Raw genomic sequence first — 24,124 nt, 5'->3', positions numbered from 1 at the left:
CCCCGCCGCCCGCGCCACGACCGTGCACCGGTGTTCCGGACCCGGCTACCGCGCCTCGCGGATCGCCCGCCGGACCAGCTCCGCCAGGTGGACGGCCCGGCGCCCGTCCGCGAGTTGGGCGATCTGGGTGCGGCAGCTCAGGCCGTCGGCGAGCACCACCGTCTCCGGGGCGGCCCCGCGCACCGCCGGCAGCAGCACCCGCTCCGCCGCCGCCACCGACACCTCCCAGTGCCCGCGCTCCATGCCGAAGTTGCCGGCCAGGCCGCAGCAGCCGGAGTCCAGCACCTCGTTGCGCACCCCCATCCGCCGTTCCACGCTCCGGTCGGCCGCGGTGCCGAGGACGGCGTGCTGGTGGCAGTGCACCTGGGTGACCGCGTCAGCCTCCAGCCGAGGCAGCGCGACCCCGCTGCCGTCCAGGAACTCGGCGAACGTCCGGACCCGGGACGGCAGTTCGCCGGCCTCTGGGCCGAGCAGGCGGGGCAGCTCCTCGCGCAGCGCCGCGGTGCAGCTCGGCTCCAGGCCGACCACCGGCAGCCCGGGCGGGACGGCCCGCAGGCTGCGCCGCATCACCCGCCGGGCGAGGCCGAGTTGGCCGGTGGAGAGCAGGGTGAGCCCGCAGCAGACCGGGCCGGAGGGCAGCCGCACCTCGAAGCCCAGGTGCTCCAGCACCTCCACGGCGGCGCGGGCGGGCTCCGGGTCGAGCAGCTCCGCCATGCTGTCCGGCCAGAGCAGCACCGGCTGCGCCCCGGGCCGGACGGGATGCGCGGCCCGCCAGTCGCGGAACCAGGCGGTGAAGGTCTGTTCCGGCAGTGCGGGCAGGGCGCGCCGGGGGTCGATCCCGCCGAGCCGCTTGAGGGCGGCGCCGCCGGGCCCGGAGCGCAGCAGCCGGTCGGCGAGCCGCGGGGCGAGGGCGGCGCCGCGCAGCCAGAGCGGCAGCCAGCCGAGCGCGAGGTGGGAGGCCGGGCGCGGCCGCCACCGGTAGTGCCGGTGCAGGAACTCGGCCTTGTAGGTCGCCATGTCGACATGGACCGGGCAGTCGCTCGCGCAGCCCTTGCAGCCGAGGCAGAGGTCGAGCGCCTCGCGGACCTCCTCCGAGCGCCAGCCGTCGGTGACGAGTTCGCCGCGCAGCATCTCGGCGAGCAGCCGGGCCCGGCCGCGGGTGGAGTGCCGCTCCTCGCCGGTGGCCATGTAGCTCGGGCACATCACCCCGGTGGAGGTGTCCGTGCAGGCGGCGACGCCGACGCAGCGGTGCACGGCCTTCAGCAGGCTGCCGCCGTCCTCCGCGAGCGGCAGGGTGACCGGCAGGTCCCGGCCGGGGAAGCGCAGGTCGGCGTCGAGCGGCCGGGGGCCGACCAGCACGCCGGGGTTGAGCAGACCGTCCGGGTCCCAGACGCCCTTGAAGCGGCGGAACAGCTCCAGGACCTCCGGCGGGTACATCCGGGGCAGCAGCTCGGCCCGGGCCTGGCCGTCGCCGTGCTCGCCGGAGAGCGAGCCGCCGTACGAGACGCACAGGTCCGCGGCCTCCTCCAGGAAGGACCGGAAGGCGGGCAGCCGGGCGGGTTCGGTGAGCGGGAAGTCCAGCCGCAGGTGGACGCAGCCCTCGCCGAAGTGCCCGTACGGGACGCCGCGCAGCCGGTGCCGGGCGAGCAGACCGCGCAGCGCGCGCAGGTAGTCGCCGAGGTGCTCGACGGGGACGGCGGAGTCCTCCCAGCCGGGCCAGGCCTCGCCGCCGTCGGGGAGGCGGGTGACGATGCCCGCGCCGGTCTCCCGGATGCGCCAGAGGGCACGCTGCTCGGCGGGGTCGGTGACCACCACGGCGGTGGCGCCGCCGGTGCGCCGGACGGCGTCGGTGAGGGCCCGCGCGGCGTCCCGGGCGGCGGCCGGGGTGTCGCCGCCGGTCTCCAGGAAGAGCCAGCAGCCGCCCTCGGGCAGCCGGTCGAGCGCGGCCGGGCGGCGGCCGGCCGCGAGCAGGGCGGCGACCAGGTCGGCGGACATCCCCTCGACGGTGAGCGGGCCCAGCGGCAGCAGGGCGGGCACGGCGTCGGCGGCGGCGCTCTCGTCGGGGTGGCCGGTGACCACCAGGGCGCGGGCCGGAGGGTCGGGCACCAGTCGGACGGTCGCGCCGAGCAGCACGGCGCAGCTGCCCAGGGTGCCGGTGAGGGCCCGGGCCAGGTCGTAGCCCTGCTCGGGCAGCAGGGCGTCGAGCGGGTAGCCGGAGCCTCGCCGGGGCAGCGCGGGCATGGCCTGCCGCAGCAGGGCCAGGTGGCCGCCGGCGAGGTCCTGCAGGGCGCGGTGCAGGGCGCCCTCGCGGCCGGGCAGTTCGCGCAGCGCGGCGCGGGCGGCGGCGTCCAGCGGCCCGGCGGCGGTGAACTCGGTGCCGTCGGCGAGCAGCACGTCGAGGGCGTGCACGTTGTCCGAGGTGCGGCCCCACGCCACCGAGTGCGAGCCGCAGGCGTTGTTGCCGATCATGCCGCCGAGGGTGCAGCGGCTGTGCGTGGACGGGTCCGGGCCGAAGCGCAGCCCGTACGGGCGGGCGGCCCGCTGCAGGTCGTCCAGGACGGTGCCGGGCTCGACGCGGGCGGTGCGGGCGTCCGGGTCGACCGCGAGCACCCGCCCCAGCCGGCGGCGGAAGTCCAGCACGACCGCCCCGGGGCCGATCGCCTGGCCGCCGATGCTGGTGCCCGAGCCGCGCGGTACCACCGGCACGCCGAACTCGCGGCAGAGTGCGACGGCGGCCCGGACGTCGTCCAGGTCGGCAGGCTTGACCACACCGCGCGGCACGTGCCGGTAGTTGGACGCGTCGTGGCCGTAGACGGCGCGTTCGGCGGTGCCGAAGCGCACCTCGCCCCGCAGGGCGGCGGTCAGGGCGCGTTCCAGTCCGGTGGCCATGGGGCGATCATTGCAAACCGGCGGGCCCGCGCTGCCGACCCCGGCCGTGGGGTGACGGGGTGTCATCCGGCAGACTCGGCCCATGAGCGACGATCATGCGAACCCGTACCTCGCCCGGCTGCCGATCGGCGAGTCCGTGCCCTTCCCCGCGGACGGCATGCCGGGTTGGGACATCTTCCCGTTCGAGGGCGACATCACGGTCAAGGCGCTGAAGGCGCCCGAACTGCCCGAGCCGCCCCGGGACGGCGAGGACGGGCCCGCGGACTGCAGCCAGTGCGGCCGGCCCGACGGGGACTTCCTGTGGACGGACGAGCACTGGCGGCTCTCCGGCCCGGACGAGCCGGCCGCCGTCCCGGCGATCGTGCTGCTGCAGCCGCGCGCCCACCACGACCTCGCCGACCTGCCGGCGGAGCGGGCGGCCGAGCTCGGCCCGATGCTGCAGCGGGTGGAGCGGGCCGTGATGTCGCTCGGCGGGATCGCCCGGGTGCACCAGAACAAGTGGGGCGACGGCGCCGCCCACCTGCACGTCTGGCTGATCGCCCGGCCCGCCGGGATGATGCAGCTGCGCGGCAGCCTGCTCCCGGTCTGGGACGACCTGCTGCCGAAGGTGCCCGCCGAGGAGTGGCGCGGGACCGGCCGGCGGATCGCCGCGGCGATGGCGGCCGACGGCGGCACCGCGCACGTCTGAGGCGGGTGCATCGCGAGGGGCGGAGGATCCACCCCGTGGGGCACGTGCCGCCCCACGCGTCCCCGGTGTGACCACCCGAGCGCCTCGGCGTACGGCTCCTACCGGCGGCCGGTCACGGCTCCGCGGGCGATGTGCGACAGCTTGGCGACCTCGAAGGCGGCGTAGGCGCCGCCGGAGAGCAGCGAGAACTTGACGCCCTCGCGGCCGTCCGGCCGCCGGTAGCCCTCCGGCTGGTAGCCGCGGTAGTGCTCGGAGGCGCGCTGGAAGAACTGCGGCCGCTCGCCGCGGTCCACGCAGCCCGCGAGGTCGAAGACGAAGAGGTAGTGCCGGACCATCCGGGTGAACAGCTGCGGCCACAGCGCGGCGGCGTCCGGGGAGGCGGCGAGCAGCTCGAAGCTGCGGGCGTACTGGTCGAACAGGTCGAACTGGCTGGCACCGGGCGAACCGATCGGGTTCAGGGTGTGCCGGCGGCGGATGGTGACGCACTCGCGAGGCAGCACGGCGACCCGGCGGGCGGCCAGCATCGCGGCGTGCACCACCGGGACCTCGTCGTAGTGGCCGTCGGGGAAGGCGGGCGCGGTGCCGCGGCGCAGCAGGCGGTCCCAGACCAGCGGCGGGGTGCCGAGCAGGGCGGGCCGCTCGGCGGCCGTGGTGACCTCGGGCCCGGCCTCGGCGAGCACCCGCTCGGCGCCGCCGGGCCACACCTTGTCGCGGTAGAACCGGCTGTGGCCGAACTGGAGGACGTCCACCTCGCCGGTCTGCTCCAGCCGCTCGGCGAGCGCGGCGAAGGCGTCCTCGTCGAGCAGGTGGTCGCTGTCGAGGAAGAGCAGGTAGTCGCCGGTGGCGCGGGCGGCGCCGGCGTTGCGGGCGCGGCCGATCCCGACCGCCGCGTTCAGCCGCAGCACGGTGACCCGGGGGTCGCGCAGGCCGTAGGCGTCGGCGAGGCGCTCGGAGCAGTCCGGCGAGGTGTCGACGACGAGGACGACCTCGAAGTCGCGGAACGACTGGGCGAGCAGTGCGTCGAGGCACTCCTTCAGCTGGCCGTTCCGGTCGTGGGCGGGGAGCACGACGGAGATGAGGGTAGCCATGGCGGGGAGGCTAAAGAGGTCTACAGGCCCCCGCAATGTCCCTAAGCGGACCCAATCGCTCCAAATGCGGGCAGAGTCGATCGATCGCACCCGACATCTTCACGTCTCCAATGCAGAATGGCCATAATCAGTCACCCCGGGTCGCGGGGAGTGCCGCGTCCGGTGACGGGTCGGATTTCCGGTGGAACACGGACGCCGCGGGGCGCGTGGTCGGTTCCACGTGCCCCGCGGCGTCGGTCGGCGGGATGCCGGCATCAGTACCAGTGGTGCGCCTGCCAGAAGGCCCACGCGCCGCACGGGCTGCCGTACCGGCTGTTCATGTAGTTGAGGCCCCACTTGATCTGGGTGGCGGCGCTGTCGCGCCAGTCGGCACCGGCCGAGGCCAGCTTGGAGGCCGGCAGGGCCTGCACCAGGCCGTACGCGCCGGAGGACTTGTTCACGGCGTGGACGTTCCAGCTGCTCTCGTGGAACACGATGTTGCTGAAGCAGCCCAGCTGGTTGGCCGGCACGAGCTGGGCGGCGATCTGCTGCGGGGTGCCGGTCGGCGCGGCCTTCAGGGCGCTGCGCTGCTGCGAGCGGGAGGCGGCCTGCGCCTTGGCCTTTGCATCGGCGGCGGCCTTGGCGTCGGCGGCGGCCTTGGCGTCGGCGGCGGCCTTGGCGTCGGCGGCGGCCTTGGCGTCCGCGGCGGCCTTCGCATCGGCGTCCGCCTTGGCCTGCGCGTCGGCCTGCGGCTGGGCGTCGCCCTGGGGCTGCGCCGGGGCGGCCGCGGCCTGCGTGGCGGCGGGAGCGGCGGCGACCTGGGCGGCGGCGACGGCGGTGGAGGTGTCCTGCGGCAGGGCCAGCGCCAGGATCGCCGTGCCGGCCACGGTCAGCGTGCCCACGCTCGCGAAGAAGGCGTGCGGGCGGTGCGTCAGCGACAGGTTCTTGGGGAGCGGGAGCTGCATGGAGGGGGACAACCTCTTCCATCGGTCGGGGGGCCGATTTCGGGCACACGGACATCGCGAAGCGTGTTCGGGGGGAACAGGCCCACGGAGCCGTGCGGACGGCCTGGGCGCCCCGGCCGGTGGGCCGGAGCGGGCGGGGTGCGCGGCGGAATCGGGCCGCGCTGCCTTGCGACCGGGACATTCTTGGCAGACCCGCACAAGCGCGGCAACGAGCTCGGAAACTACGCCGGGTCGTAGACCGCGGGGAGCGCCCGGCCCTCCTCCGGGTGCTCCCGGCACGCTTAGACGGTCCTTGCCGGTGACCGCCGGACCGGGCCGGACACCTCGGCTGACCTGGGGATCGGCCCCGCCGGGCGGCCGGTCCGGGGTGAGTGCCGCCGACCGGCGGCGAGGCCGGGGCCCTGCGACGACTATCGGCGGCAGTAGCGGGCCGCAGCCGTGTGCCGGGCTTCACAGGCGCAGGCCGCCGAGATCGGCGGCGCGTCACCGGCCCGTCACCCAGGGATGGCCGCCCGCGGCGGAGACGGGGGTCACAGCCGTCCGGCGCCCGCGTGACGGCCGACCGCCGCGGCCGCACCGCCCGTGGTGCCGGTGGTCGCGGAACGCCGGCCGTCCGAGGACGGCAGCACCGCGAAGCCGAGGGCCCGCGTGAGGGTGCCGTCCCGCCGGCCGGGCGGGACGGCACCCCGAGCCCCGGGCGCCCGCGGCCGCCCGGATACTGTCCGCATGATGATCGCGCTCGTCCTGCTGGTGGCCGTCGCCCTGCTCACCCTCGTCCACTGGTACGTCTGGCGCCGGACGGTGCGTGACGTCGCCGCCCCCGGCAGCGCCTGGCGCCGCACCGGGACGGGCCTGCTGATCGTCCTCCCGCTGCTCTCGCTCGGCGCCCTGGTCGGCGGCCGCGCCCTGCCGATGGCCGTCGAGCGCTGGCTCGCCTGGCCCGGCTACCTCTGGCTCGCCGTCCTGCTGTACCTGGTGCTGGCGCTGCTGGTCGGCGAGGCCGTCCGGCCGCTGCTGCTGCGCACGGGCCGTCGCCGCCCCGCACCGCAGCCGGAGGCCGTGGCGGTCGCCGCCGGCGCCCCGGCCGCCGCCGGACCCGCGGCGGAACCGGAGGCCGCACCGCAGGCCGGCGGGCCGGCCGACCCCTCGCGCCGGCTGCTGGTCGCCCGCGGCGTGGCCGTCGCCGCCGGGGCCACCGCCGCGGCCGTGGTCGGCAACGGCGCGTACGGGGTCCTCCGCGGGCCGCGGCTCAAGCACGTGACCGTCCCGCTCGCCAAGCTGCCCCGGCAGGCCCACGGCTACCGGATCGCCGTCGTCAGCGACATCCACCTCGGCCCGATCCTCGGCCGCGCCCACACCCGGCGCATCGTCGACACCATCAACAGCACCCAGCCCGACCTGATCACCATCGTCGGCGACCTGGTCGACGGCTCGGTGGCCGACCTCGGCCCCGCCGCCGAACCGCTCGCCCTGCTGCGCGCCCGGGACGGCGCCTACTTCGTCACCGGCAACCACGAGTACTTCTCCGGCGCCGCCCCCTGGGTGGAGTTCGTCCGCGAGCTCGGCGTGCACCCGCTGGAGAACGCCCGGACCGAACTCGCCCACTTCGACCTGGCCGGGGTCAACGACATCGCCGGCACCTCCGAGGGCCAGGGCCCCGACTACGACCGGGCGCTCGGCGAGCGGGACACCCGCCGCGCCGCCGTGCTGATGGCCCACCAGCCGGTCGCCGTGCACGAGGCCGTCCGCCGCGGCGTCGACCTGCAGCTCTCCGGACACACCCACGGCGGCCAGCTCTGGCCCGGCAACTACCTGGCCGCCCTGGCCAATCCGACCGTCGCCGGACTGGAGCGCTACGGCGACACCCAGCTCTACGTCACCCGCGGCGCCGGCGCCTGGGGCCCGCCCGTCCGGGTCGGCGCACCCTCGGACATCACCGTCGTCACGCTCGCCTCCCGGCAGGCGTGACCCGCCCGCCGACCCACCGCGTCTCAGGGACCGGAATTACCCGTCCCGCCAGGTGACCGCTCCGTAGGGTTCCCGGCATGACCGGGAACCCTACGCCCCGCCGGTGGCTGATGCTCGCGATCGGGACGGGCGGCCAGACGGCCATGACCACCGTGCTCTACGGCCTGCCGTCCCTCCTGCCCGCCTTCCAGAAGGAGTTCGGCCTCTCGCTCGCCGGGGCCGGGACGCTCGTCTCCGGCCCGATCCTCGGCATCCTGCTCACCATGGTCGGCTGGGGCCTGGTCGCCGACCGCCGCGGCGAGCGGTTCGCGCTCGCCGCGGGCCTGCTCCCGGCGGCCGCCGTGCTCGCGGCGGCCGCCGCCGTCCGCGGCGCCACCGCCCTGGGCGTGCTGCTCGTCCTTGCGGGCGCCTGCGGAGCCTCCGTCAACTCCGCCTCCGGACGCCTGGTCATCGGCTGGTTCCCGCCGCACCGGCGCGGCATCGCCATGGGCGTCCGGCAGGCCAGCCAGCCGCTGGGCGTGGGCCTCGCCGCGGCCGTCCTCCCGCCGCTCGCCGAACACGCCGGACTCCCGGCCGCCCTCGGCTGCTGCGCCCTGCTCTGCGCGGTGGCCGGCGGCGCCGTCCTGCTGCTGGCCGTCGACCCGCCGCGGCCGGCGGGGGCCGGGGCGGTCCGCGGTCCCGGCCCCTACCGCGGGGGCCGGCTGTGGCGGCTGCACGGAGCCGCCGCGCTGCTCTGCGTCCCGCAGTTCGTGGTGGCCGGCTTCGCCCTGGTCTTCCTCACCACCGCACGCGGCTGGCCGGCCGCGACCGCCGGCACCGTCCTCGCGGTCGCCAACCTCGCCGGGGCCGGGGTACGGCTGCTCGCCGGCTGGTGGTCGGACCGGGTCGGCAGCCGTCTGCGGCCGATGCGGCTGCTCGCCCTGGCCACCGCCGCCGACGTCCTGCTGCTCGCCCTCGGCGTGGTCGCCGCACCGCCGCTCGGCACCGCCGCACTGCTGCTCGCCACCGGACTGACCGTCTCCACCAACGGCCTGCACAACACCGCCGTCGCCGAACACGCCGGCCCGGACTGGGCGGGCCGCGCGCTCGGCGTCCACGGGCTCGCCCAGCACGCCGCGATCGTCCTGGTGCCGCCGCTGACCGGCGCCCTCATCGGCGCCCACGGCTTCGCCCCCGCCTACGCCCTCGCCGCCGTCTTCCCGCTGGCGGCCGCCGCCCTCCTCCCCGGCGAGCCGCGGCCCCGTACCCCGGAGACGGCCGCCCCGCTGCTCGACGCCGTGCCCGTGCCGCCCCGCACACCGGCCTGACGGCCGGTGCACGAGGGCCGCGGCGGGAGGGGCCGTCGGGCCGTCGGGCCGTCGGTTCGGCCGGGACCGAAGGGTCACCGGTCGAGAATGGGCGGATGGACAGTGAACGAGCACGGACGGCGGGCCGGGACCTCGCGGCGGTGGCCGGGCTGCTCGCGGACGGGACCCGGGCGGCGTTCTGCCTCGCCCTGCTCGACGGGCGGGCGTGGACGGCGGGCGAGCTGGCCCGGCACGCCGGCGTCACCGCGCCGACCGCGACCGGGCACCTGAACCGGCTGGTCGCCGGCGGCCTGCTCGCCGAGGAACGGCAGGGCCGGCACCGGTACGTCCGGCTGGCCGACCCGCAGGTGGCCGAGCTGGTCGAACAGCTCGCCGCACTGGCGCCCGGCCGCCCCGAACGCCCCGCCCCGCTCGCGGCGGCCGGCCGATCGCGGGCCCTCGCCCACGCCCGGACCTGCTACGACCACCTCGCCGGGGCGGTCGGCGTCGCGATCAGCGACGCGATGACGGCCCGGGGGCTGCTCGACTGGACGCACGGCCTGCGCCTGACCGCCGACGGCGAGGCCTGGCTCGACGCCACCGGGGTCACCGTCCCGTCCGGCGGCCGCCGGCCCGCCGTACGGCCCTGCCTGGACTGGACCGAACGCCGGCCCCACCTGGCCGGCGCGGTCGGTGCGGCCCTGTGCCGCCACGCCCTGACCGAGGGCTGGTTCACCAGGATCGGCACCACCCGCGCGGTGGCGGTCACCCCGGCCGGCCGCCACGCCCTCCACGACCGCCTGGGCCTGCCCGACACCCTCCTCGCCCCACCCGGGAGCCGGCCCGGGGGCAACTGATCGGGGGCCTCAGCCCAGGCGGGAGACCGGGCGTTCCTCGCCCGGGGGCGGGCCGGCCGGGGGGTGCTCGTCCAGCAGGGCCCGGTACTCGGTGCGGGGCATCGGCACCGCGCCGAGGCTCCGCACGTGCGGGCTGTCCCACTGGACGTCCAGCAGGACGCCGCCGCTCTCGCCGAAGCGCTGGGCGAGGTCGACGACGGCCACCCGGGCGGCGTCGGGGCGCAGGCCCACCATGGAGTCCAGGCTGAGCACCGGCCCGACCCGGACGCCGAACGCGCCGCCGACCAGTTCGCCGTCGTCCCAGACCTCGATGCTGTGCGCCCGGCCGTGGGCGTGCAGGGTCCGCAGTGCGGTCCGCAGCTCGGGGGTGAGCCAGGCCGGGCTGCGGCCCTCGGCGCAGCGGTCGACGACCTCGCCGAAGGCCTTGTCGGCGGTGGTCGTCCAGTCGTCCCGGTTGCGGAGCCGGCGGGAGAGCCGGCTGCCGAGGCGTGCGCCGCCGACCGGGACGACCGGCCTGGGGTCGGGCGACCACCAGGCGACGCCGTACGCCTCCTCGCCGGCTCCCTCCGGTAAGGCGATGGCGCCTTCGGCGACCTGTTCCTCGTAGCGGGCCTCGTTCATCCAGAGGCTGTAGTCGTCCTGGGCGGGCATCGGGAAGGCGCCGGCGCGGTAGCCGGCGACCAGCGAGCCGGGGCCGAGGTCGGCGCAGAACGCCACCGGTGCGTCGGCGGGGGCGCGGCCGAGGTCGACCGCGGCCCACCACTGTGCGGTTCCGGTCATGCGACGTGCTCCAGTTGTCCACTGGCTTCGAGCCGGTCGAGGTAGAAGTCGAGCAGCTCGGCGTCCACGGGCGGCAGTTCGATGCCGGCCCGGGTGAGCGCCCGGGTCGCGGCGGTGCGGGTGAACTCCGGGAAGGTGGGCCGGAAGTACATCTCGCTGATGGTCATCTCGGTGCCTTCGGCGCGGTCGACGAAGAGCGGCAGGAACGGGGTGATCGGGTGGGTCGGCTTGGCGGTGGCGAAGCCGATCAGCCGGCGCACCCACTCGCGGTACGGCAGGTGCTCGACCGGGCGGCCGCGGGAGCGGATCCGTTCGGCGAGGTCGCCGAGCGTGGCGGGGACGGGGTTGGTCAGGTGCAGCACCCGGCCCTCGGCGGGCTCGCGGGTGGAGACGACCGCGAGGGCGCGGGTGAAGACGTCGGCGGGCACGAAGTCGAGGGGCAGGTCGACGTCGGGGCTGGTGCCGCTGTCCCACAGGTAGCGGATGATCGCGGACAGCTCGGTGCCGGGGTTGATGACGCCGTGCCGCAGGTCCCCGGTGACGTCGTTGACCCGGTGCACGGTGACCGGCAGGCCGGCCGCCGCCGCGTGGTGGAGCAGCGCCTCGGCGACCCACTTGCTCTCCACGTAGCCGACCGAGAGCCGGTCGGCGTGGGCGAGCGGGCTCTCCTCGGTGACCTGCCGGATGCCCGCCGGCCCGTACCCGGCGAGGACGGCCATGCTGGACAGGTAGTGCACGGGTATCGCCCGGGAGTGCCCGGCGAGCCGGATGATCTCGCGGGTGCCGGCCACGTTGGCGGCCCGCAGCTGGTGGTACGGGTAGAGGAAGTTCACCTGGCCGCCGAGGTGGTGGATCAGGTCGACGGTGCCGGCGAGCTGCTCGAAGCGCCGTTGGCCGAGGCCGAGCAGCGGTTCGGCGAGGTCGCCGACGACCGGGACGACCCGGTCCGAGTGCAGGTCGCGGAGCAGGTAGCGCTGGTGGGCGGCGCGCAGCCGCTCCAGGCCGTGCTCCGCGTCGGGGGCGCGCACCAGGCAGTGCACCCGGGCGTCGGTGGTCTCCAGCAGGGCGCGCAGCAGGTGGGTGCCGCAGAAGCCGGTGGCGCCGGTCAGCAGGATGTCGGTGGGCTGGTGCCAGCGCGGGGCGCTGTGCTCGGGGGCGCGGTGCACGGGTACGCCGAGTTCGGCCTCGGCGGTGAAGTCGATCCGCTGGCCGTGCTCGGGGGGCAGGGCGCGGCGGGCGTCCCGGGTGACGGCGGAGAACGCGCCGAGGGTGGGGTTCTTCAGCAGGGCGCGGGTGAGGGTGCGGATCCGGTCGACCCCGATGCCGAACATGATCCGGGCGCGGGCGAGCATCTCCATCGCGAGCAGCGAGTTGCCGCCGAGCTCGAAGAAGTCGTCGTCGGCGCCGACGTGCTCGACGTCGAGGATCTGCGCCCAGAGGTAGGCCAGGCCGGCCTGCACGGTGGTGCCGGGGCCGCCGGCGGGGGCGGGGCCCGGGGCGGGGGTCCCGGAGCCGCGGGTCAGCCCGATCCGGTCGATCTTGCCGCTGGGGGTGACGGGCATCTGCTCGACCGCGACGAAGGCGCCGGGCACCAGGTGGTCGGGCAGCCGGGCCGCGAGGTACTGCCGCAGGTCCTCGGGCTGTCCGTCGCGGGCCGTGTAGTAGGCGGTGAGCGCCCGGCCGCCGCCGTTGGCCTCGCCGGCCACCACCCGGACCTCGCCGACCCCCGGGTGCTCGCCGAGGACGGCCTCGACCTCGCCCGGGTCGACCCGGTAGCCGCGGATCTTCACCTGGTCGTCGGCCCGGCCGATCAGCTCCAGGGTGCCGTCCGGCCGCCACCGGCCGGTGTCGCCGGTGCGGTACATCCGGCCGCCGGGGGCACCCGCGTACGGCTCGGGGAGGAAGCGTTCGGCCGTCAGCTCCGGTTGCTTCCAGTAACCGCGGGCCAGCCCGGGGCCGCCGATGTACACCTCGCCCCGCTCGCCGGGCGGCACCGGGCGCAGGTGGGCGTCCAGCACGTGCACGAAGGTGCCGAGCAGCGGGTGCCCGACCGGGACGGGGGCGTTCGCCGGGGCGGCCAGCAGTTCGGGGCGGACCTCGCAGAGCGTGGAGGTGATGCCGGTCTCGGTGAGCCCGTAGGCGTTGAGCAGTCGCGTGCCGGGCAGCCGGCGCAGGGTCTCGCGGCAGTCCTCGGCGGGGACGGTGTCGCCGCCCACGATCATCAGCCGCAGCGAGTGCGCCGCGGGGCCGTGCTCCGGCAGCACCGCCAGCAGCCGGTGCCAGTACGTGGGCGTCAGGTCCGCCACGGTGATGCCGAGTTCGGGCAGCCGGTGGGCGAGTTCGATCGGCGCCCACGGGTGCCGGCCGCCGAGCACCAGCGTCGCCCCGTTGAGCAGCGGGGTGAATATCTGCTCCAGTGACGTGTCGAAGCCCAGCGCGCCCAACTGGAGCACCCGGTCGGACGGTGACAGTCCGTAGGCCTCGGCGATCCGGGACAGCGTGAACACCATGGTGCGGTGGCTGACCGGTACGCCCTTGGGTTCGCCGGTGGTGCCCGAGGTGTAGATGAGGTAGGCGAGGTCGTCCGGGTCGGTGAGGTCCGGCGGCGGTGCGGCGGTCGGCGGTCCGGCCGACCGGTAGGCCTCGACCAGGACGGCGGTGGGGAAGAGCCCGGCGTGGTCACGCGACGTCACCACCGGCCCGCCGCCGGAGTCGGCGGCCAGTCTCGCCAGCCGCAGGTCCGGGTGGGCGGGGTCGAGCGGCAGGAAGGCGCCGCCCGCCTTGAGCGCGGCCAGCAGTGCCACCACCATGTCGCCGCTGCGCTCCAGGCACACCGGCACCACCGAGTCCGGGCCGACGCCGAGCGCCCGCAGCTCCTCGGCCAGCCGGTCGCTGCGGCCGTCGAGTTCGGCGTAGCTGAGCGGTCCGTCGTCGCACAGCACGGCGAGCGCGCCGGGACGGGTCGCGGCCTGTTCGCGGAACAGCGCGTGCACCGTGCGTCCGGGGGCGCCCGGCCCGGTGGGTCTCAGGTCCTGCCAGCGGGCCCGGACCTCGCGGCGGCATTCCCCGCGATCGGCCGGTCCGAATACGCTCCGCCATCCCTCGGGCACCGGGAGTTCGTTCGTCCAAATCGCATACTGTCCATCTCCGTTCACCAGGACGAGATGGGGCCCGAAATGGGGGGATTGCGCGTGATTCGACAGCTCCACCGGCAACGACCTCGACAGACGGCGGATGGATTACCGGAAATACCGGGGAGCGCACGGCCTGGGCCCTGCACGGCCGCGGCCTCCGCCGCCCGCCACGGACCGCCCCCGATAATCTCGACTATAGGCACCCGTCCCGCGCTATGTATGATTGGGATCGCCCCAATTCTTGAGCGGTTCAGCTCACCACCTCCGAGGAGGTAGCTGGGTTGACACGTCGACGACAGCGGCTGACGGTCTGTTATATCGGCCTGATGGTCCTGCTGACGGTGGTCTACTACCGTTTTCCGTCCGACCGAATCATCTGGTGGACGGGCATCGGTCTGAGCAGTTTCGCCGCCATCGTCATCGGTGTCCGCATCAACCGGCCGGCCCACGCCGGTGCATGGTACCTGCTGGCGGTCGCGAACCTCAGCTTCACCGTCGGTGAGGTCGTTCAGGTCATCCAGACCAACTACCTGCACCAGACGGCCTTCCCGTCCCTCGCGGACGCCTTCTACCTCGCCGAGTTCGTGCTGTACGCCCTCGGCGTCTGGGGGTTCATCCGCTGGCGGACGGCGCACCAGGACCGCGGGTCGCTGACCGACGCCCTGACGCTGACCGTCGGCCTCGCGCTGCTGAGTTGGATGTACCTGGTCGTCCCGTACGCCCGGAACCCGGAACTCACCTGGTTCCAGAAGGCCGTCTCGATCGCCTACCCGCTGGGCGACGTGCTCGTCCTCGCCATGCTGATGCGGCTGCTGGTGCCGCGCGGCGGCAAGAGCCCCGCGGTGGTGCTGCTCACCGTCGGCACGGTCGGCCTGCTTGTCTCCGACGTCCTCTACGGCCTGATCCAGCTGCACGGCGTGTGGCGGATCGGCACCCCCGTCGAACTCGGCTGGGCGGTGCTCTACACGGCCTGGGGCGCGGCGGCGCTGCACCCCTCGATGGTGGAGCTCACCAGACCCATCCCCACCCATCCGCCGGACATCAGCAGCGGCCGGATCGCCCTGCTCGCCGTCGCCTCGCTGATCGCCCCGACCATGCTCGTCGTGGAGGTCACCCAGGGCGACGCCGCGAACGCGGCCGTGATCGGCGGGTTCTCCGCCGTGCTGTTCCTGCTGGTGCTCTCCCGGCTGGCCGGGGTCGTCGTCAACCACCGTCACGCCGTGGAGCGCGAGCGGGTGCTGCGGGTGGCCGGCGCCTCGCTGGGCGGCGCCGCCACCGTCGAGCAGGTCGCCGACGCGGTGCGCACCGCCGCCTCCGCCCTCGTCCCCGCCGAGCCCGCGCACGTCGCGCTGCTCGCGGTCGGCGAGGAGGGCACCCTGCGCGCCGACGGCGACGGCCCGATCGAGGTCGAACCCGTCCGCGAGAGCCGCCTGGTGCCCGTCACCACCCTCGCCCCGGGCCTCGCCGCCCGCCTGGAGGGCGCCCCCAGCGCCCTGATCTGCCCGCTCGTCCTGGAGAAGCGCCCCTCGGGCGACCCGCTGATCGGCGCCCTCGTCGTCGGCGGCACGGAGCACCGGCTCACGGCTTTATGGGGCACCCTCGACATCCTCGCCGCGCAGGCCGCCCTCGCGGTCGAGCGGGTGGTGCTGAACGAGGAGATCAACCGCCGCAACAGCGAGCTGTACTTCCGTACGCTGGTGCAGAGCGCCTCCGACGTTATCCTCATCCTGCGCGCGGACGACACCATCCGGTACGCCAGCTCCTCGGCGGACCGGGTGCTCGGCTACCCCTCGCTCGACGGCCAGGCCCTCACCGACCTGGTGCCGCCGGAGGACAGCCGTGCCGTCAACCAGGCGCTGCTGCGGATGCGCACCCGCGAGCAGGCCGAGCAGCGCGAGCACTGGCGGCTGCTGCGCAACGACCGCACCGTGATCGAGGCGGAGGTCCGCTGGAACGACCTGCGCGACGACCCCACCGTCGGCGGCCTGGTGCTCACCCTGCGCGACGTCACCGACCAGCGGCAGATGGAGCGCGAGCTCACCCACCGGGCCTTCCACGACTCGCTGACCGGCCTGGCCAACCGCGTCCTCTTCCAGGACCGGGTCGGCCACGCGCTCTCCCGCAGCGGCCGGCGCGGCACCGTCACCGGCGTGCTCTTCATCGACCTCGACGACTTCAAGGTGGTCAACGACACCCAGGGCCACGCGGTCGGTGACGAACTGCTGGTCGCCGTCTCGCTGCGGATCTCCACCGCGCTGCGCACCTCCGACACGGCGGCCCGGCTCGGCGGCGACGAGTTCGCGGTCCTGGTCGAGGACGCCCTGTCGCCCGCCGACGTCGGGGCGACCGCCTCCGCGGTGCTCGCCGTCTTCGAGGAGCCGTTCAAGCTCAGCTCCGGCGCGGTGCGGGTCGCCGCCAGCGTCGGCGTGGCCACCACCGAGGACAGCGACGACGGCGCCGAGCTGCTCACGCACGCCGACCTGGCGCTGTACTCGGCGAAGGCGGCCGGCAAGCGGCAGTGGTGCCACTACCGGCCCGCGCTGCAGGCCGGACTGGTCGAGCGGCACGAGCTCAACGAGAGCCTGGACGAGGCGATCGCGGAGGCCGCCTTCGCGCTGTACTACCAGCCGATCGTCGACCTGACCTCGGGCGGTCTGGTGGGCTTCGAGGCGCTGGTGCGCTGGCCGCACGAGCGGCGCGGCATGGTGCTGCCGGAGGAGTTCATCTCGCTCGCCGAGGAGAGCGGCCAGATCGTGCCGCTCGGCGCCTGGGTGCTGGAGCGGGCGGTCGCCGAGGCGGCCCGCTGGCAGCGGGAGACCCGGGCCGAGCGGGCGGCCGGCGGCCGCGGCCCGCTGCGGGTGAGCGTGAACGTCTCCGGCCGGCAGTTCCGTGACGCCGGCTTCGTGGACACCGTCCGCCGGGCCCTCGACCAGAGCGGCATCGAGCCGTCCACGCTGGTCCTGGAGCTCACCGAGACGGTGCTGATGCGGCGCGACGAGCGGGTCCGCACCGACATGCAGATGCTGGGCGACCTCGGGGTGCAGATCGCCATCGACGACTTCGGCACCGGCTACTCCTCGCTGAGCTACCTGCGGGAGTTCCCGATCTCGATCCTGAAGATCGACAAGTCGTTCATCGACGGGCTCGGCCACTCCCAGCAGCAGTACGCCCTGGTCGAGGGCATCGCGCGGATCGCCGACACGCTGGGCGTGCAGGTCATCGCGGAGGGCATCGAGAACACCGTCCAGCGCGACCTGCTGGCCGCGATGGGCTGCCCGCTGGGCCAGGGCTACCTGTTCGCCCGGCCGCTCACCACGGACCAGGCGGGCCTGCTGGTGCAGGAGGACGCGCGGCCGGCCGGGCTGCACATCGGCGGCCGCGGCTGACCCGGCGGCGGAGCGGCTCCGGAGGGCGGCGGACCCGATTTGATCATCTGGCGGTCCGTCAAGTTACCATCAGGTAGATTGTTGGTGATCTGCCAAAGGAACCCTCCGTGCTCGACCGCCGACCGCGCCGCACCGGCCGCGTCACCCGCCCCCTGCTCGTCCTCGCCGCCGTCCTCGGCGTGCTGCCCGCCGCCGCACCGGCCTACGCCGCCGGTCCCGCGACCCCGCACCTCGACGCCGTCGAGCAGACCCTCCGCGCGGTCTCGCCGGGCCTGGAGGGCCCGGTCTGGCAGCGCACCGACGGCAACCGCTTCGACGGCGTGCTGCAGACCCCCGGCTGCTGGGGCGACCCCGCCTGCCGCACCCGGACGGGCAGCGAGCAGCTGCTCGCCCGCACCACCGCCGCGGTCGCCGCCGCGACCCGCACCGTCGACGTCTCCTCGCTGGCGCCCTTCCCGAACGGCGGCTTCGAGGACGCCCTGGTGGCCGGTCTCCGGCAGGCCACCGCCGACGGCCGGCACCTCACCGTGCGCATCCTGGTCGGCGCGGCGCCCCTCTACCACCTCAACGTGCGGCCCGCCGCCTACCGCGACGAGCTGATCGGCCGGCTCGGCCCGGCCGCCGCGAACGTCACCCTCACCGTCGCCTCCGCCACCACCTCCCGCACCGGCCTGTCCTGGAACCACTCCAAGATCCTGGTCGTGGACGGCGCCACCGCGATCGTCGGCGGCATCAACGGCTGGAAGGACGACTACCTCGACACCGCCCACCCGGTCACCGACGCCGACGTCGAGCTGACCGGGCCCGCGGCCGGCTCCGCCGCCCGCTACCTCGACACCCTGTGGTCGTGGACCTGCGACAACACCGGCGGCCTCAGCCAGAACGTCTGGTTCGCGGCCTCCGCCGGCGCCGGCTGCGTGCGCACCCTGGAGACGCCCGCCGCCCCGCAGGCGGGCGGCGTGCCGGTGATCGCCGTCGGCGGCCTCGGCGTCGGCGTGCGCACCGCCGACCCGGCCTCCGGCCACCGTCCGCAGCTGCCCGGCGCCGCCGCCACCCGCTGCGGCGTCGGCCTGCCCGACCACACCAACGACGACCGGGACTACGAGACGGTCAACCCCGAGGAGAACGCGCTGCGTGCCCTGGTCGCCAGTGCCACCGACCACGTCGAGATCTCCCAGCAGGACCTCAACGCCACCTGCCCGCCGCTGCCCCGCTACGACCAGCGGCTCTACGACGTGCTGGCCGCCAAGCTGGCCGCCGGCGTCAAGGTGCGGATCGTGGTCAGCGACCCGGCCAACCGCGGCGCGGTCGGCAGCGGCGGCTACTCGCAGATCAAGTCGCTCGCCGAGATCAGCGACGTGCTGAAGGACCGTCTGGTGAGGCTGACGGGCGGCCAGGCCCAGGGCCGGGCCGCGCTCTGCGGCAACCTGCAGCTCGCGTCCTTCCGTGCCGCACCGACCGCCACCTGGGCCGACGGCCACCCGTACGCGCTGCACCACAAGGTGGTCTCGGTGGACGGGCAGGCCTTCTACACCGGCTCGAAGAACCTCTACCCGGCCTGGCTGCAGGACTTCGGCTACATCGTCGAGGACCGCGCGGCCGCGAACCGGCTGGACGCCGAGGTGCTGGCGCCGCAGTGGCAGTACTCGCAGACCGCCGCGACCGTCGACTGGGCGCGCGGCATCTGCACCGCCTGAGGGACGGCGGGCCCTGACGGCCCCTGACCCCCGGGGCCCCCGAACCGGCTCCCGCCCCGTCCGTGGACGGCGGGGCGGGAGCCGAACCGCCGTCAGTGCTCCTGTGCGGCGTGGATCTTCGCCCAGGAGCGCGGCTCGCCCGGCCGTGCCTGCGGGCGGACCCCGGAGGCCGCCGCGGACGGCACCGCACCGCTGGCCGGCCTGGCCGGGGTGTAGAGCCAGGTCTGCAGCAGGTCGCCCAGCGGCCGGCCGGAGACCCGTTCGGCGAACCGCCGGAAGTCGGCGATCGTCGCACTGCCGTACCGGTACTCGGCCGGCCAGCCCTTGAGGATGCGGAAGAAGGCGTCGTCGCCGACCTCGGTGCGCAGCGCCTGCAGGGCGAGCGCGCCGCGGTCGTACACCGCGGCGTCGAACTGGTGGTCCGCGCCGGGGTCGCCGGGCTCCACCGACCAGAACGGGTCGTCCGCCGGGTGCGAGGAGTACACCCAGTCGGCGAGCTCCTGCGCGGTGCCCTCGCCCTCGTGCTCGGACCAGAGCCACTGCGCGTAGGTCGCGAAGCCCTCGTTCAGCCAGATCTCGCTCCAGCGCCGCACCGAGACGGTGTCGCCGAACCACTGGTGGGCCAGCTCGTGCACCACCACCGAGGTGTTGGAGCCGCGCGAGAACTGCCGCGGGCTGTAGAAGACCCGGGTCTGGTTCTCCAGCGCGTAGCCCGTCCGCACGTTGGGCACGTAGCCGCCGACCGAGCCGAAGGCGTACGGGCCGAAGAGGCCGGAGAGCCAGTCGGCGAGCTCGCCGGTCCGCTCCACGCTGGCGCGGGCCGCGCCGTCGTTGTCGCCGAGGTCCCTGCTGTAGGCGTTGAGCACCGGGATGCCGCCGGGGCTGGTGGAGCGGGTGATGTCGAACCGGCCGACCGCCAGGGTGGCCAGGTAGGTGGCCTGCGGCTTGTTCTGCCGCCAGTTCCAGCGCGTCCAGCCGATCTTCGAGCTCTGCGAGACCAGGTCGCCGTTGGAGATCACCTGGGTGCCGTCCGGGACGAGCACCGACACGTCGAAGGTGGCCTTGTCCGAGGGGTGGTCGTTGCTCGGGAACCACCACCAGGCGGCCTCCGGCTCGCCGGCCGCCACCCCGCCGTCCGGGGTGCGCAGCCAGGCGGTGAACCCGTAGCGCGAGACCGCGGACGGGGTGCCCGCGTAGCGGACGACGACGGTGGTGCGCTGCCCCGCGGCGAGCGGGGCGGCCGGGGTGATCTCCAGCTCCTGCTCGCCGGTCGCGGCGAACTTCGCCGGGCGGCCGTCCACCAGCACCTCGGAGACGTCCAGCGCGAAGTCGAGGTCGAAGCGGGAGAGGTCCTGGGTGGCGGTGGCCAGGATCGTGGTGGTGCCCTCCAGCCGGTCGGTGGCGGGCTGGTACTTCAGGCGGACGTCGTAGTGCGAGACGTCGTAGCCGCCGTTGCCGTAGGTGGGGTAGTAGGCGTCGCCGATGCCCGGGGCGCCGGCCGTCGCCGCGGCCGCCGACGCCGGGTCGGCGAGTAGCAGGACGGCGGCAGCGGCCAGGGAGACGATCGTCCTCGTGCGCACAGGGGTCCTCCAGTGCGGTCGGGGTGCAGTCGGGTGACGGAGGGTCGTTTCGACCCTCCGTCAGGCGCGCCCCAGTGTCACCTTGATGACGTGTGCATGCAAGGACGCCTTTCGGCCGACCGGCCGACACCCGCCGCACCCCGACCGCCCCCGCCCGCCGCCGGGGGCGCCCGACGCATCACCCGGTGGGCGTCACCCCTCCGGCCTGTGCCGGATCCGGCCCGGCCGGCCCCTCCAGCGCCGCCGCCAGCCGCAGCCAGCGGGCCGCCTCCGCCGGCCGGCCCTGGCGCTCCAGGGTCCGCCCCAGCATCAGGTGCGCGTACTGCTCCACAGGGTCGCGCGACACCACCTCGCGCAGCTGCTCCTCGGCCCGCCGCAGCTGGGCGGAGTGGTAGTAGGCGCGGGCCAGCAGCAGCCGCGGGCCGACCTGCTCCGGGTGCTGCTCCACCACCGGTGCGAGCAGCTTCGCCGCCTCCGCGTACTCCTTGGCGTCGAAGTACAGCCCGGCCCAGCGCCACTGCTCGGCGGTCTCGCCCGCCAGGTACTCGTGGAACACCGTGGGACTCCTCTCGGTGCGTGTCCGTCCCCCGTCCGGTCCGCCTCGGGACCGATCGGTTGAACGTTCACCGACAGGGCGGCATTCCCGCGGCCCCGCGGGCGGCCCGGCCCCGGGTTGTCCCCCCGTCGCCCACGGGCGCACGCTGGAAGCGGGACCCGCCGCGAGGAGGTGCGCGATGCACAACCAGTGGGACATCGAGCTGGTCTTCGACGAGGACGGTGTGAACACCACCTGCGACGCCCGGCTGCTCGGCTCGCACGCACCCGGCCTGAGCGGCCACGGCGAAGCGGTGAAGAGCCGCGACGACCGTCCGCTGGCCAGGATCGGGGAGGAGGTGGCCGCCTCCCGCGCACTCGACGAACTCTCCCGGAAGCTGCGCTCGGTCGCCGACGGCGAGATCGCCGACGAGGGGCACCGGCCCAACTACCTCATCTACTGACGACGCGTCCGGCCGCCGCCCGGCCGCCACCCCGGCCCGTCCGTCACGCTCCGCGTCCGGATCGGCCGCCGCTGCCGGGCACCGGCCCGCCCCGTCGGGCGCACCGACGGCGTGCCCGCGCCCCCGCACCCTCCGTGACCGGCCGGTCCGCCCAGCGATGTGACCGCGCCCACCCCTTGGCCGGGCGGGGCGACCCGGGGTACACATGGGCGTATGGTCCGATTCAGGGACCGGTCCCGGGCCCCGTCGGACCCCGATTCCACCGGTCGACGTCCGTGGTCGGCGTTGCGAATGCGCTCCGTCGCAGGCCAGGTGTTCGTCCTCCAGGTGGTCATCGTGCTGCTCCTGGTCGTCGCCGCAGGCGTCGAACTCGTGCTGCAGTCCCGCCGCGACATCACCCGCGAGGCCGCCAACCGCTCGCTCGCCGTCGCCCAGGCCTTCGCCAACTCGCCCGGCATCATCGAGGCGCTCAGCACACCCGACCCCACCGCCGTCCTGCAGCCCCGGGCCGAGGCCGCACGGGTCACCTCCGGCGTCGACTTCATCGTCGTGATGAACACCGAGGGCATCCGCTACACCCACCCCATGCCCGACCGGATCGGCAAGAAGTTCGTCGGCACCATCGCCCCGGCCCTCGCCGGCAACACCGTCATCGAGAGCGTCAACGGCACCATCGGCCCGCTCGTCCAGGCCACCGTCCCCGTCAAGGAGACCGACGGCAGCGTCGTCGGCATCGTCTCCGCAGGCGTCCGCAAGGCCAAGATCGCCGACACCGCCGACCAGCAACTGCCCCTGCTGCTCGCCACGGCGGCCGGCGCGCTCGCCCTCGCCACCATCGGCACCGCCCTGGTCGGCCGCCGCCTGCGCCGGCAGACCCGCGGCCTCGGCCCCGCCGAGATGACCCGCATGTACGAGCACCACGACGCCGTGCTGCACGCCGTCCGCGAGGGCGTCCTCATCCTCGACGGCTCCGGGACGATCCTGCTCGCCAACGACGAGGCCCGCCGCCTGCTGCCGCTGCCCGCCGACACCGAGGGCCGCAAGGTCGCCGCCCTGGGCCTCGACCGCCCGCTCGCCGACCTGCTGGTCTCCGGCGAGACCGTCACCGACCGGGTGGTCGGCGCCGGCGAACGGCTGCTCGCCGTCAACGTCCGCGCCACCGACATCCACGGCGGACCGCCCGGCCGGGTCGTCACCCTCCGCGACTCCACCGAACTGCAGGCCCTGTCCGGCCGCGCCGAACTCGCCGGCCGCCGCCTCAAACTGCTCTACGACGCCAGCGGCCGGATCGGCACCGGTCTCGACGTCGCCCGCACCGCCCAGGAGCTCGCCGACGCCACCGTCCCCGTCTTCGCGGACTTCGTCACCGTGGACCTCGCCGAACCCGTGCTGCGCGGCGACGAACCCGGCGGCACACCCGCCGTGATGTTCCGCGCCGGCCACAGCGGCGTCCGCCCCGACTCCCCGTTCATCCCCGTCGGCGAGCCCGTCCCGCTCGTCCCCGACACCCCGCGCGCCCGCGCCATGGCCTCCGGCGACGCCGTCCTCGAACCCGACCTCACCGCCGCCTTCGCGGCCTGGCAGCAGTACCACCCCGACCGCGCCACCGGCGTGCAGGAGTACGGCGTGCACGCCCTGCTCACGGTGCCCCTGCAGGCCCGCGGCGTGGTCCTCGGCATGGCCAGCTTCTGGCGCTCCGACCGCCCCGAACCCTTCGACGAGGACGACCGATCCGTCGCCGAGGAACTCGTCGCCCGGGCCGCCCTGTGCATCGACAACGCCCGCCGCTACACCCGCGAACACGCCATGGCCGTCACCCTGCAGCACAGCCTGCTGCCCGGCGGCCTGCCCCGCTCTCCGGCGCCCGGGTCGCCCTGGTCGTCGGCGACGTGGTCGGCCACGGCCTGCACGCCGCCGCCACCATGGGACGGCTGCGCACCGCCGTGCACACCTTCTCCGCCCTGGACCTGCCCCCCGACGAACTGCTCGGCCACCTCGACGACCTCGTCAACCGCATCGACCAGGACGCCGCCCTCGACGGCGACGCCCCCATCACCGGCGCCACCTGCCTCTACGCCATCTACGACCCCGTCGCGCTGCGCTGCACCATGGCCCGCGCCGGCCACCTGCTGCCCGCCGTCGCCCACCCCGACGGCAGCGTCGAGTTCCCCGAACTCCCCGCAGGCGCCCCGCTCGGCCTGGTCGGCATGCCCTTCGAGGCCGTCGACATCGACCTCCCCGAGGGCAGCCACCTGGTCCTCTACACCGACGGCCTGGTCGAGGACCGCCACCGCGACATCGACGAGGGCCTGGAACTCCTGCGCGCCTCGCTCGCCGCCCGACCCGGCCTCACGCCGGAGAAGACCTGCGACTCCGTGCTGGAGGCCATGCTCCCGGCCAGCCCCACCGACGACATCGCCCTGCTCGTCGCCCGCACCCGCGCGCTGCCCGCCGAGAACGTCGACGCCTGGGAGGTCCCCGCCGACCCCAGCGCCGTCTCCGGCGTCCGCAACGAGGTCAGCCGCCGCCTGGAGGAGTGGGGCCTGGACGACCTCGCCTTCACCACCGAACTCATCCTCAGTGAACTCGTCACCAACGCCATCCGCTACGGCGGCGGGCCGATCCGCGTCCGGCTGCTCCGCGACCGCACCCTGATCTGCGAGGTCTCCGACAGCAGCAGCACCTCGCCGCACCTCAAGTACGCCGCCAGCACCGACGAGGGCGGCCGCGGCCTCTTCCTCGTCGCCCAGTTCGCCGAGCGCTGGGGCACCCGCTACACCGACACCGGCAAGGTCATCTGGGCCGAACAGCTGCTGCCCTGAGCCTGCT

At 75.1% G+C, this 24,124-nt stretch carries 14 protein-coding genes and 2 pseudogenes; 8 read left to right on the top strand and 8 right to left on the bottom strand.

Annotated elements, in window-relative coordinates; translation table 11 throughout:
- Positions 1-45: 45 nt before the first annotated feature.
- Complete coding sequence (locus tag IE98_RS0132685) at positions 46-2,889, bottom strand: FAD-binding and (Fe-S)-binding domain-containing protein (RefSeq protein ID WP_030275308.1); 2,844 nt, start codon at positions 2,887-2,889, stop codon at positions 46-48.
- An 82-nt stretch (positions 2,890-2,971) separates the two neighbouring features.
- Between IE98_RS0132685 and IE98_RS0132680 the strand changes: the two genes are divergently transcribed.
- The gene (locus tag IE98_RS0132680; RefSeq protein ID WP_030275306.1) at positions 2,972-3,577 is read left to right on the top strand and encodes an HIT family protein; all 606 of its coding nucleotides are present in this window, start codon (positions 2,972-2,974) and stop codon (positions 3,575-3,577) included.
- Positions 3,578-3,675: 98 nt separating this feature from the next.
- Here IE98_RS0132680 and IE98_RS0132675 read toward each other — a convergent pair whose 3' ends face one another.
- Positions 3,676-4,665, bottom strand: coding sequence for a glycosyltransferase family 2 protein (locus tag IE98_RS0132675; protein ID WP_052391280.1), 990 nt, complete (start codon positions 4,663-4,665; stop codon positions 3,676-3,678).
- Positions 4,666-4,919: 254 nt separating this feature from the next.
- Positions 4,920-5,609: a transglycosylase SLT domain-containing protein gene (locus tag IE98_RS0132670; RefSeq protein WP_052391279.1), complete on the bottom strand. Its 690-nt coding sequence runs from the start codon at positions 5,607-5,609 to the stop codon at positions 4,920-4,922.
- Positions 5,610-6,335: 726 nt separating this feature from the next.
- Between IE98_RS0132670 and IE98_RS0132660 the strand changes: the two genes are divergently transcribed.
- From IE98_RS0132660 to IE98_RS0132650, 3 genes are all read left to right on the top strand, one after another.
- Positions 6,336-7,577, top strand: a complete 1,242-nt coding sequence (locus tag IE98_RS0132660; protein ID WP_199923004.1) for a metallophosphoesterase — start codon at positions 6,336-6,338, stop codon at positions 7,575-7,577.
- Between the two features lie 77 nt (positions 7,578-7,654).
- The gene (locus IE98_RS0132655; RefSeq protein ID WP_030275296.1) at positions 7,655-8,884 is read left to right on the top strand and encodes an MFS transporter; all 1,230 of its coding nucleotides are present in this window, start codon (positions 7,655-7,657) and stop codon (positions 8,882-8,884) included.
- Between the two features lie 95 nt (positions 8,885-8,979).
- The gene (locus tag IE98_RS0132650) at positions 8,980-9,720 is read left to right on the top strand and encodes an ArsR/SmtB family transcription factor (RefSeq protein ID WP_030275294.1); all 741 of its coding nucleotides are present in this window, start codon (positions 8,980-8,982) and stop codon (positions 9,718-9,720) included.
- Positions 9,721-9,729: 9 nt separating this feature from the next.
- On the opposite strand, the gene IE98_RS0132645 is transcribed toward IE98_RS0132650, so the two are convergent.
- From IE98_RS0132645 to IE98_RS52675, 3 genes and pseudogenes are all read right to left on the bottom strand, one after another.
- A complete protein-coding gene (locus IE98_RS0132645) occupies positions 9,730-10,500 on the bottom strand; it encodes a leucyl/phenylalanyl-tRNA--protein transferase (RefSeq protein ID WP_043175671.1) in 771 nt (256 codons plus the stop codon).
- A complete protein-coding gene (locus IE98_RS0132640) occupies positions 10,497-13,493 on the bottom strand; it encodes a non-ribosomal peptide synthetase (RefSeq protein WP_234443760.1) in 2,997 nt (998 codons plus the stop codon). Before IE98_RS0132640 ends, IE98_RS0132645 begins: the two co-directional genes overlap by 4 nt.
- 72 nt (positions 13,494-13,565) lie before the next feature.
- Positions 13,566-13,709 (bottom strand): annotated as a pseudogene (locus IE98_RS52675) (MbtH family NRPS accessory protein); the annotation flags it as partial.
- 251 nt (positions 13,710-13,960) lie between these two features.
- On the opposite strand from IE98_RS52675, the gene IE98_RS0132635 reads away from it, so the two are divergent.
- Both IE98_RS0132635 and IE98_RS0132630 read left to right on the top strand, forming a co-directional pair.
- Positions 13,961-17,020 (top strand): putative bifunctional diguanylate cyclase/phosphodiesterase, encoded by a 3,060-nt coding sequence (locus tag IE98_RS0132635; protein ID WP_052391278.1) that lies wholly within the window; start codon positions 13,961-13,963, stop codon positions 17,018-17,020.
- 107 nt (positions 17,021-17,127) lie between these two features.
- A complete protein-coding gene (locus tag IE98_RS0132630; protein WP_043175669.1) occupies positions 17,128-18,717 on the top strand; it encodes a phospholipase D-like domain-containing protein in 1,590 nt (529 codons plus the stop codon).
- 92 nt (positions 18,718-18,809) lie between these two features.
- Here IE98_RS0132630 and IE98_RS0132625 read toward each other — a convergent pair whose 3' ends face one another.
- Together IE98_RS0132625 and IE98_RS0132620 are read right to left on the bottom strand one after the other, a co-directional pair.
- Positions 18,810-20,297, bottom strand: coding sequence for a M1 family metallopeptidase (locus IE98_RS0132625; protein ID WP_030275286.1), 1,488 nt, complete (start codon positions 20,295-20,297; stop codon positions 18,810-18,812).
- Positions 20,298-20,475: 178 nt separating this feature from the next.
- Positions 20,476-20,853, bottom strand: coding sequence for a tetratricopeptide repeat protein (locus IE98_RS0132620; protein WP_052391277.1), 378 nt, complete (start codon positions 20,851-20,853; stop codon positions 20,476-20,478).
- A 178-nt stretch (positions 20,854-21,031) separates the two neighbouring features.
- Between IE98_RS0132620 and IE98_RS43460 the strand changes: the two genes are divergently transcribed.
- A complete protein-coding gene (locus IE98_RS43460) occupies positions 21,032-21,295 on the top strand; it encodes a dsRBD fold-containing protein (RefSeq protein ID WP_043175667.1) in 264 nt (87 codons plus the stop codon).
- A gap of 213 nt (positions 21,296-21,508) precedes the next feature.
- Positions 21,509-24,117: pseudogene (locus IE98_RS43455) on the top strand (SpoIIE family protein phosphatase).
- The last annotated feature ends 7 nt before the right edge of the window (positions 24,118-24,124 follow it).

This window comes from Streptomyces sp. NRRL B-24484 (assembly GCF_000717715.1).
In the GTDB taxonomy this organism is placed as follows: Bacteria; Actinomycetota; Actinomycetes; order Streptomycetales; family Streptomycetaceae; genus Kitasatospora.
The sequence above is the reverse complement of the archived record's forward strand: the minus strand, read 5'-3'. Positions and strand labels throughout refer to the sequence as shown.

Coding starts and splice junctions, on each gene's coding strand:
- IE98_RS0132685 (WP_030275308.1), bottom strand. CDS start 2,889: ATGGCCACCGGACTGGAACGCGCCCTGACCGCCGCCCTGCGGGGCGAG.
- IE98_RS0132680 (WP_030275306.1), top strand. CDS start 2,972: ATGAGCGACGATCATGCGAACCCGTACCTCGCCCGGCTGCCGATCGGC.
- IE98_RS0132675 (WP_052391280.1), bottom strand. CDS start 4,665: ATGGCTACCCTCATCTCCGTCGTGCTCCCCGCCCACGACCGGAACGGC.
- IE98_RS0132670 (WP_052391279.1), bottom strand. CDS start 5,609: ATGCAGCTCCCGCTCCCCAAGAACCTGTCGCTGACGCACCGCCCGCAC.
- IE98_RS0132660 (WP_199923004.1), top strand. CDS start 6,336: ATGATGATCGCGCTCGTCCTGCTGGTGGCCGTCGCCCTGCTCACCCTC.
- IE98_RS0132655 (WP_030275296.1), top strand. CDS start 7,655: ATGACCGGGAACCCTACGCCCCGCCGGTGGCTGATGCTCGCGATCGGG.
- IE98_RS0132650 (WP_030275294.1), top strand. CDS start 8,980: ATGGACAGTGAACGAGCACGGACGGCGGGCCGGGACCTCGCGGCGGTG.
- IE98_RS0132645 (WP_043175671.1), bottom strand. CDS start 10,500: ATGACCGGAACCGCACAGTGGTGGGCCGCGGTCGACCTCGGCCGCGCC.
- IE98_RS0132635 (WP_052391278.1), top strand. CDS start 13,961: ATGGTCCTGCTGACGGTGGTCTACTACCGTTTTCCGTCCGACCGAATC.
- IE98_RS43460 (WP_043175667.1), top strand. CDS start 21,032: ATGCACAACCAGTGGGACATCGAGCTGGTCTTCGACGAGGACGGTGTG.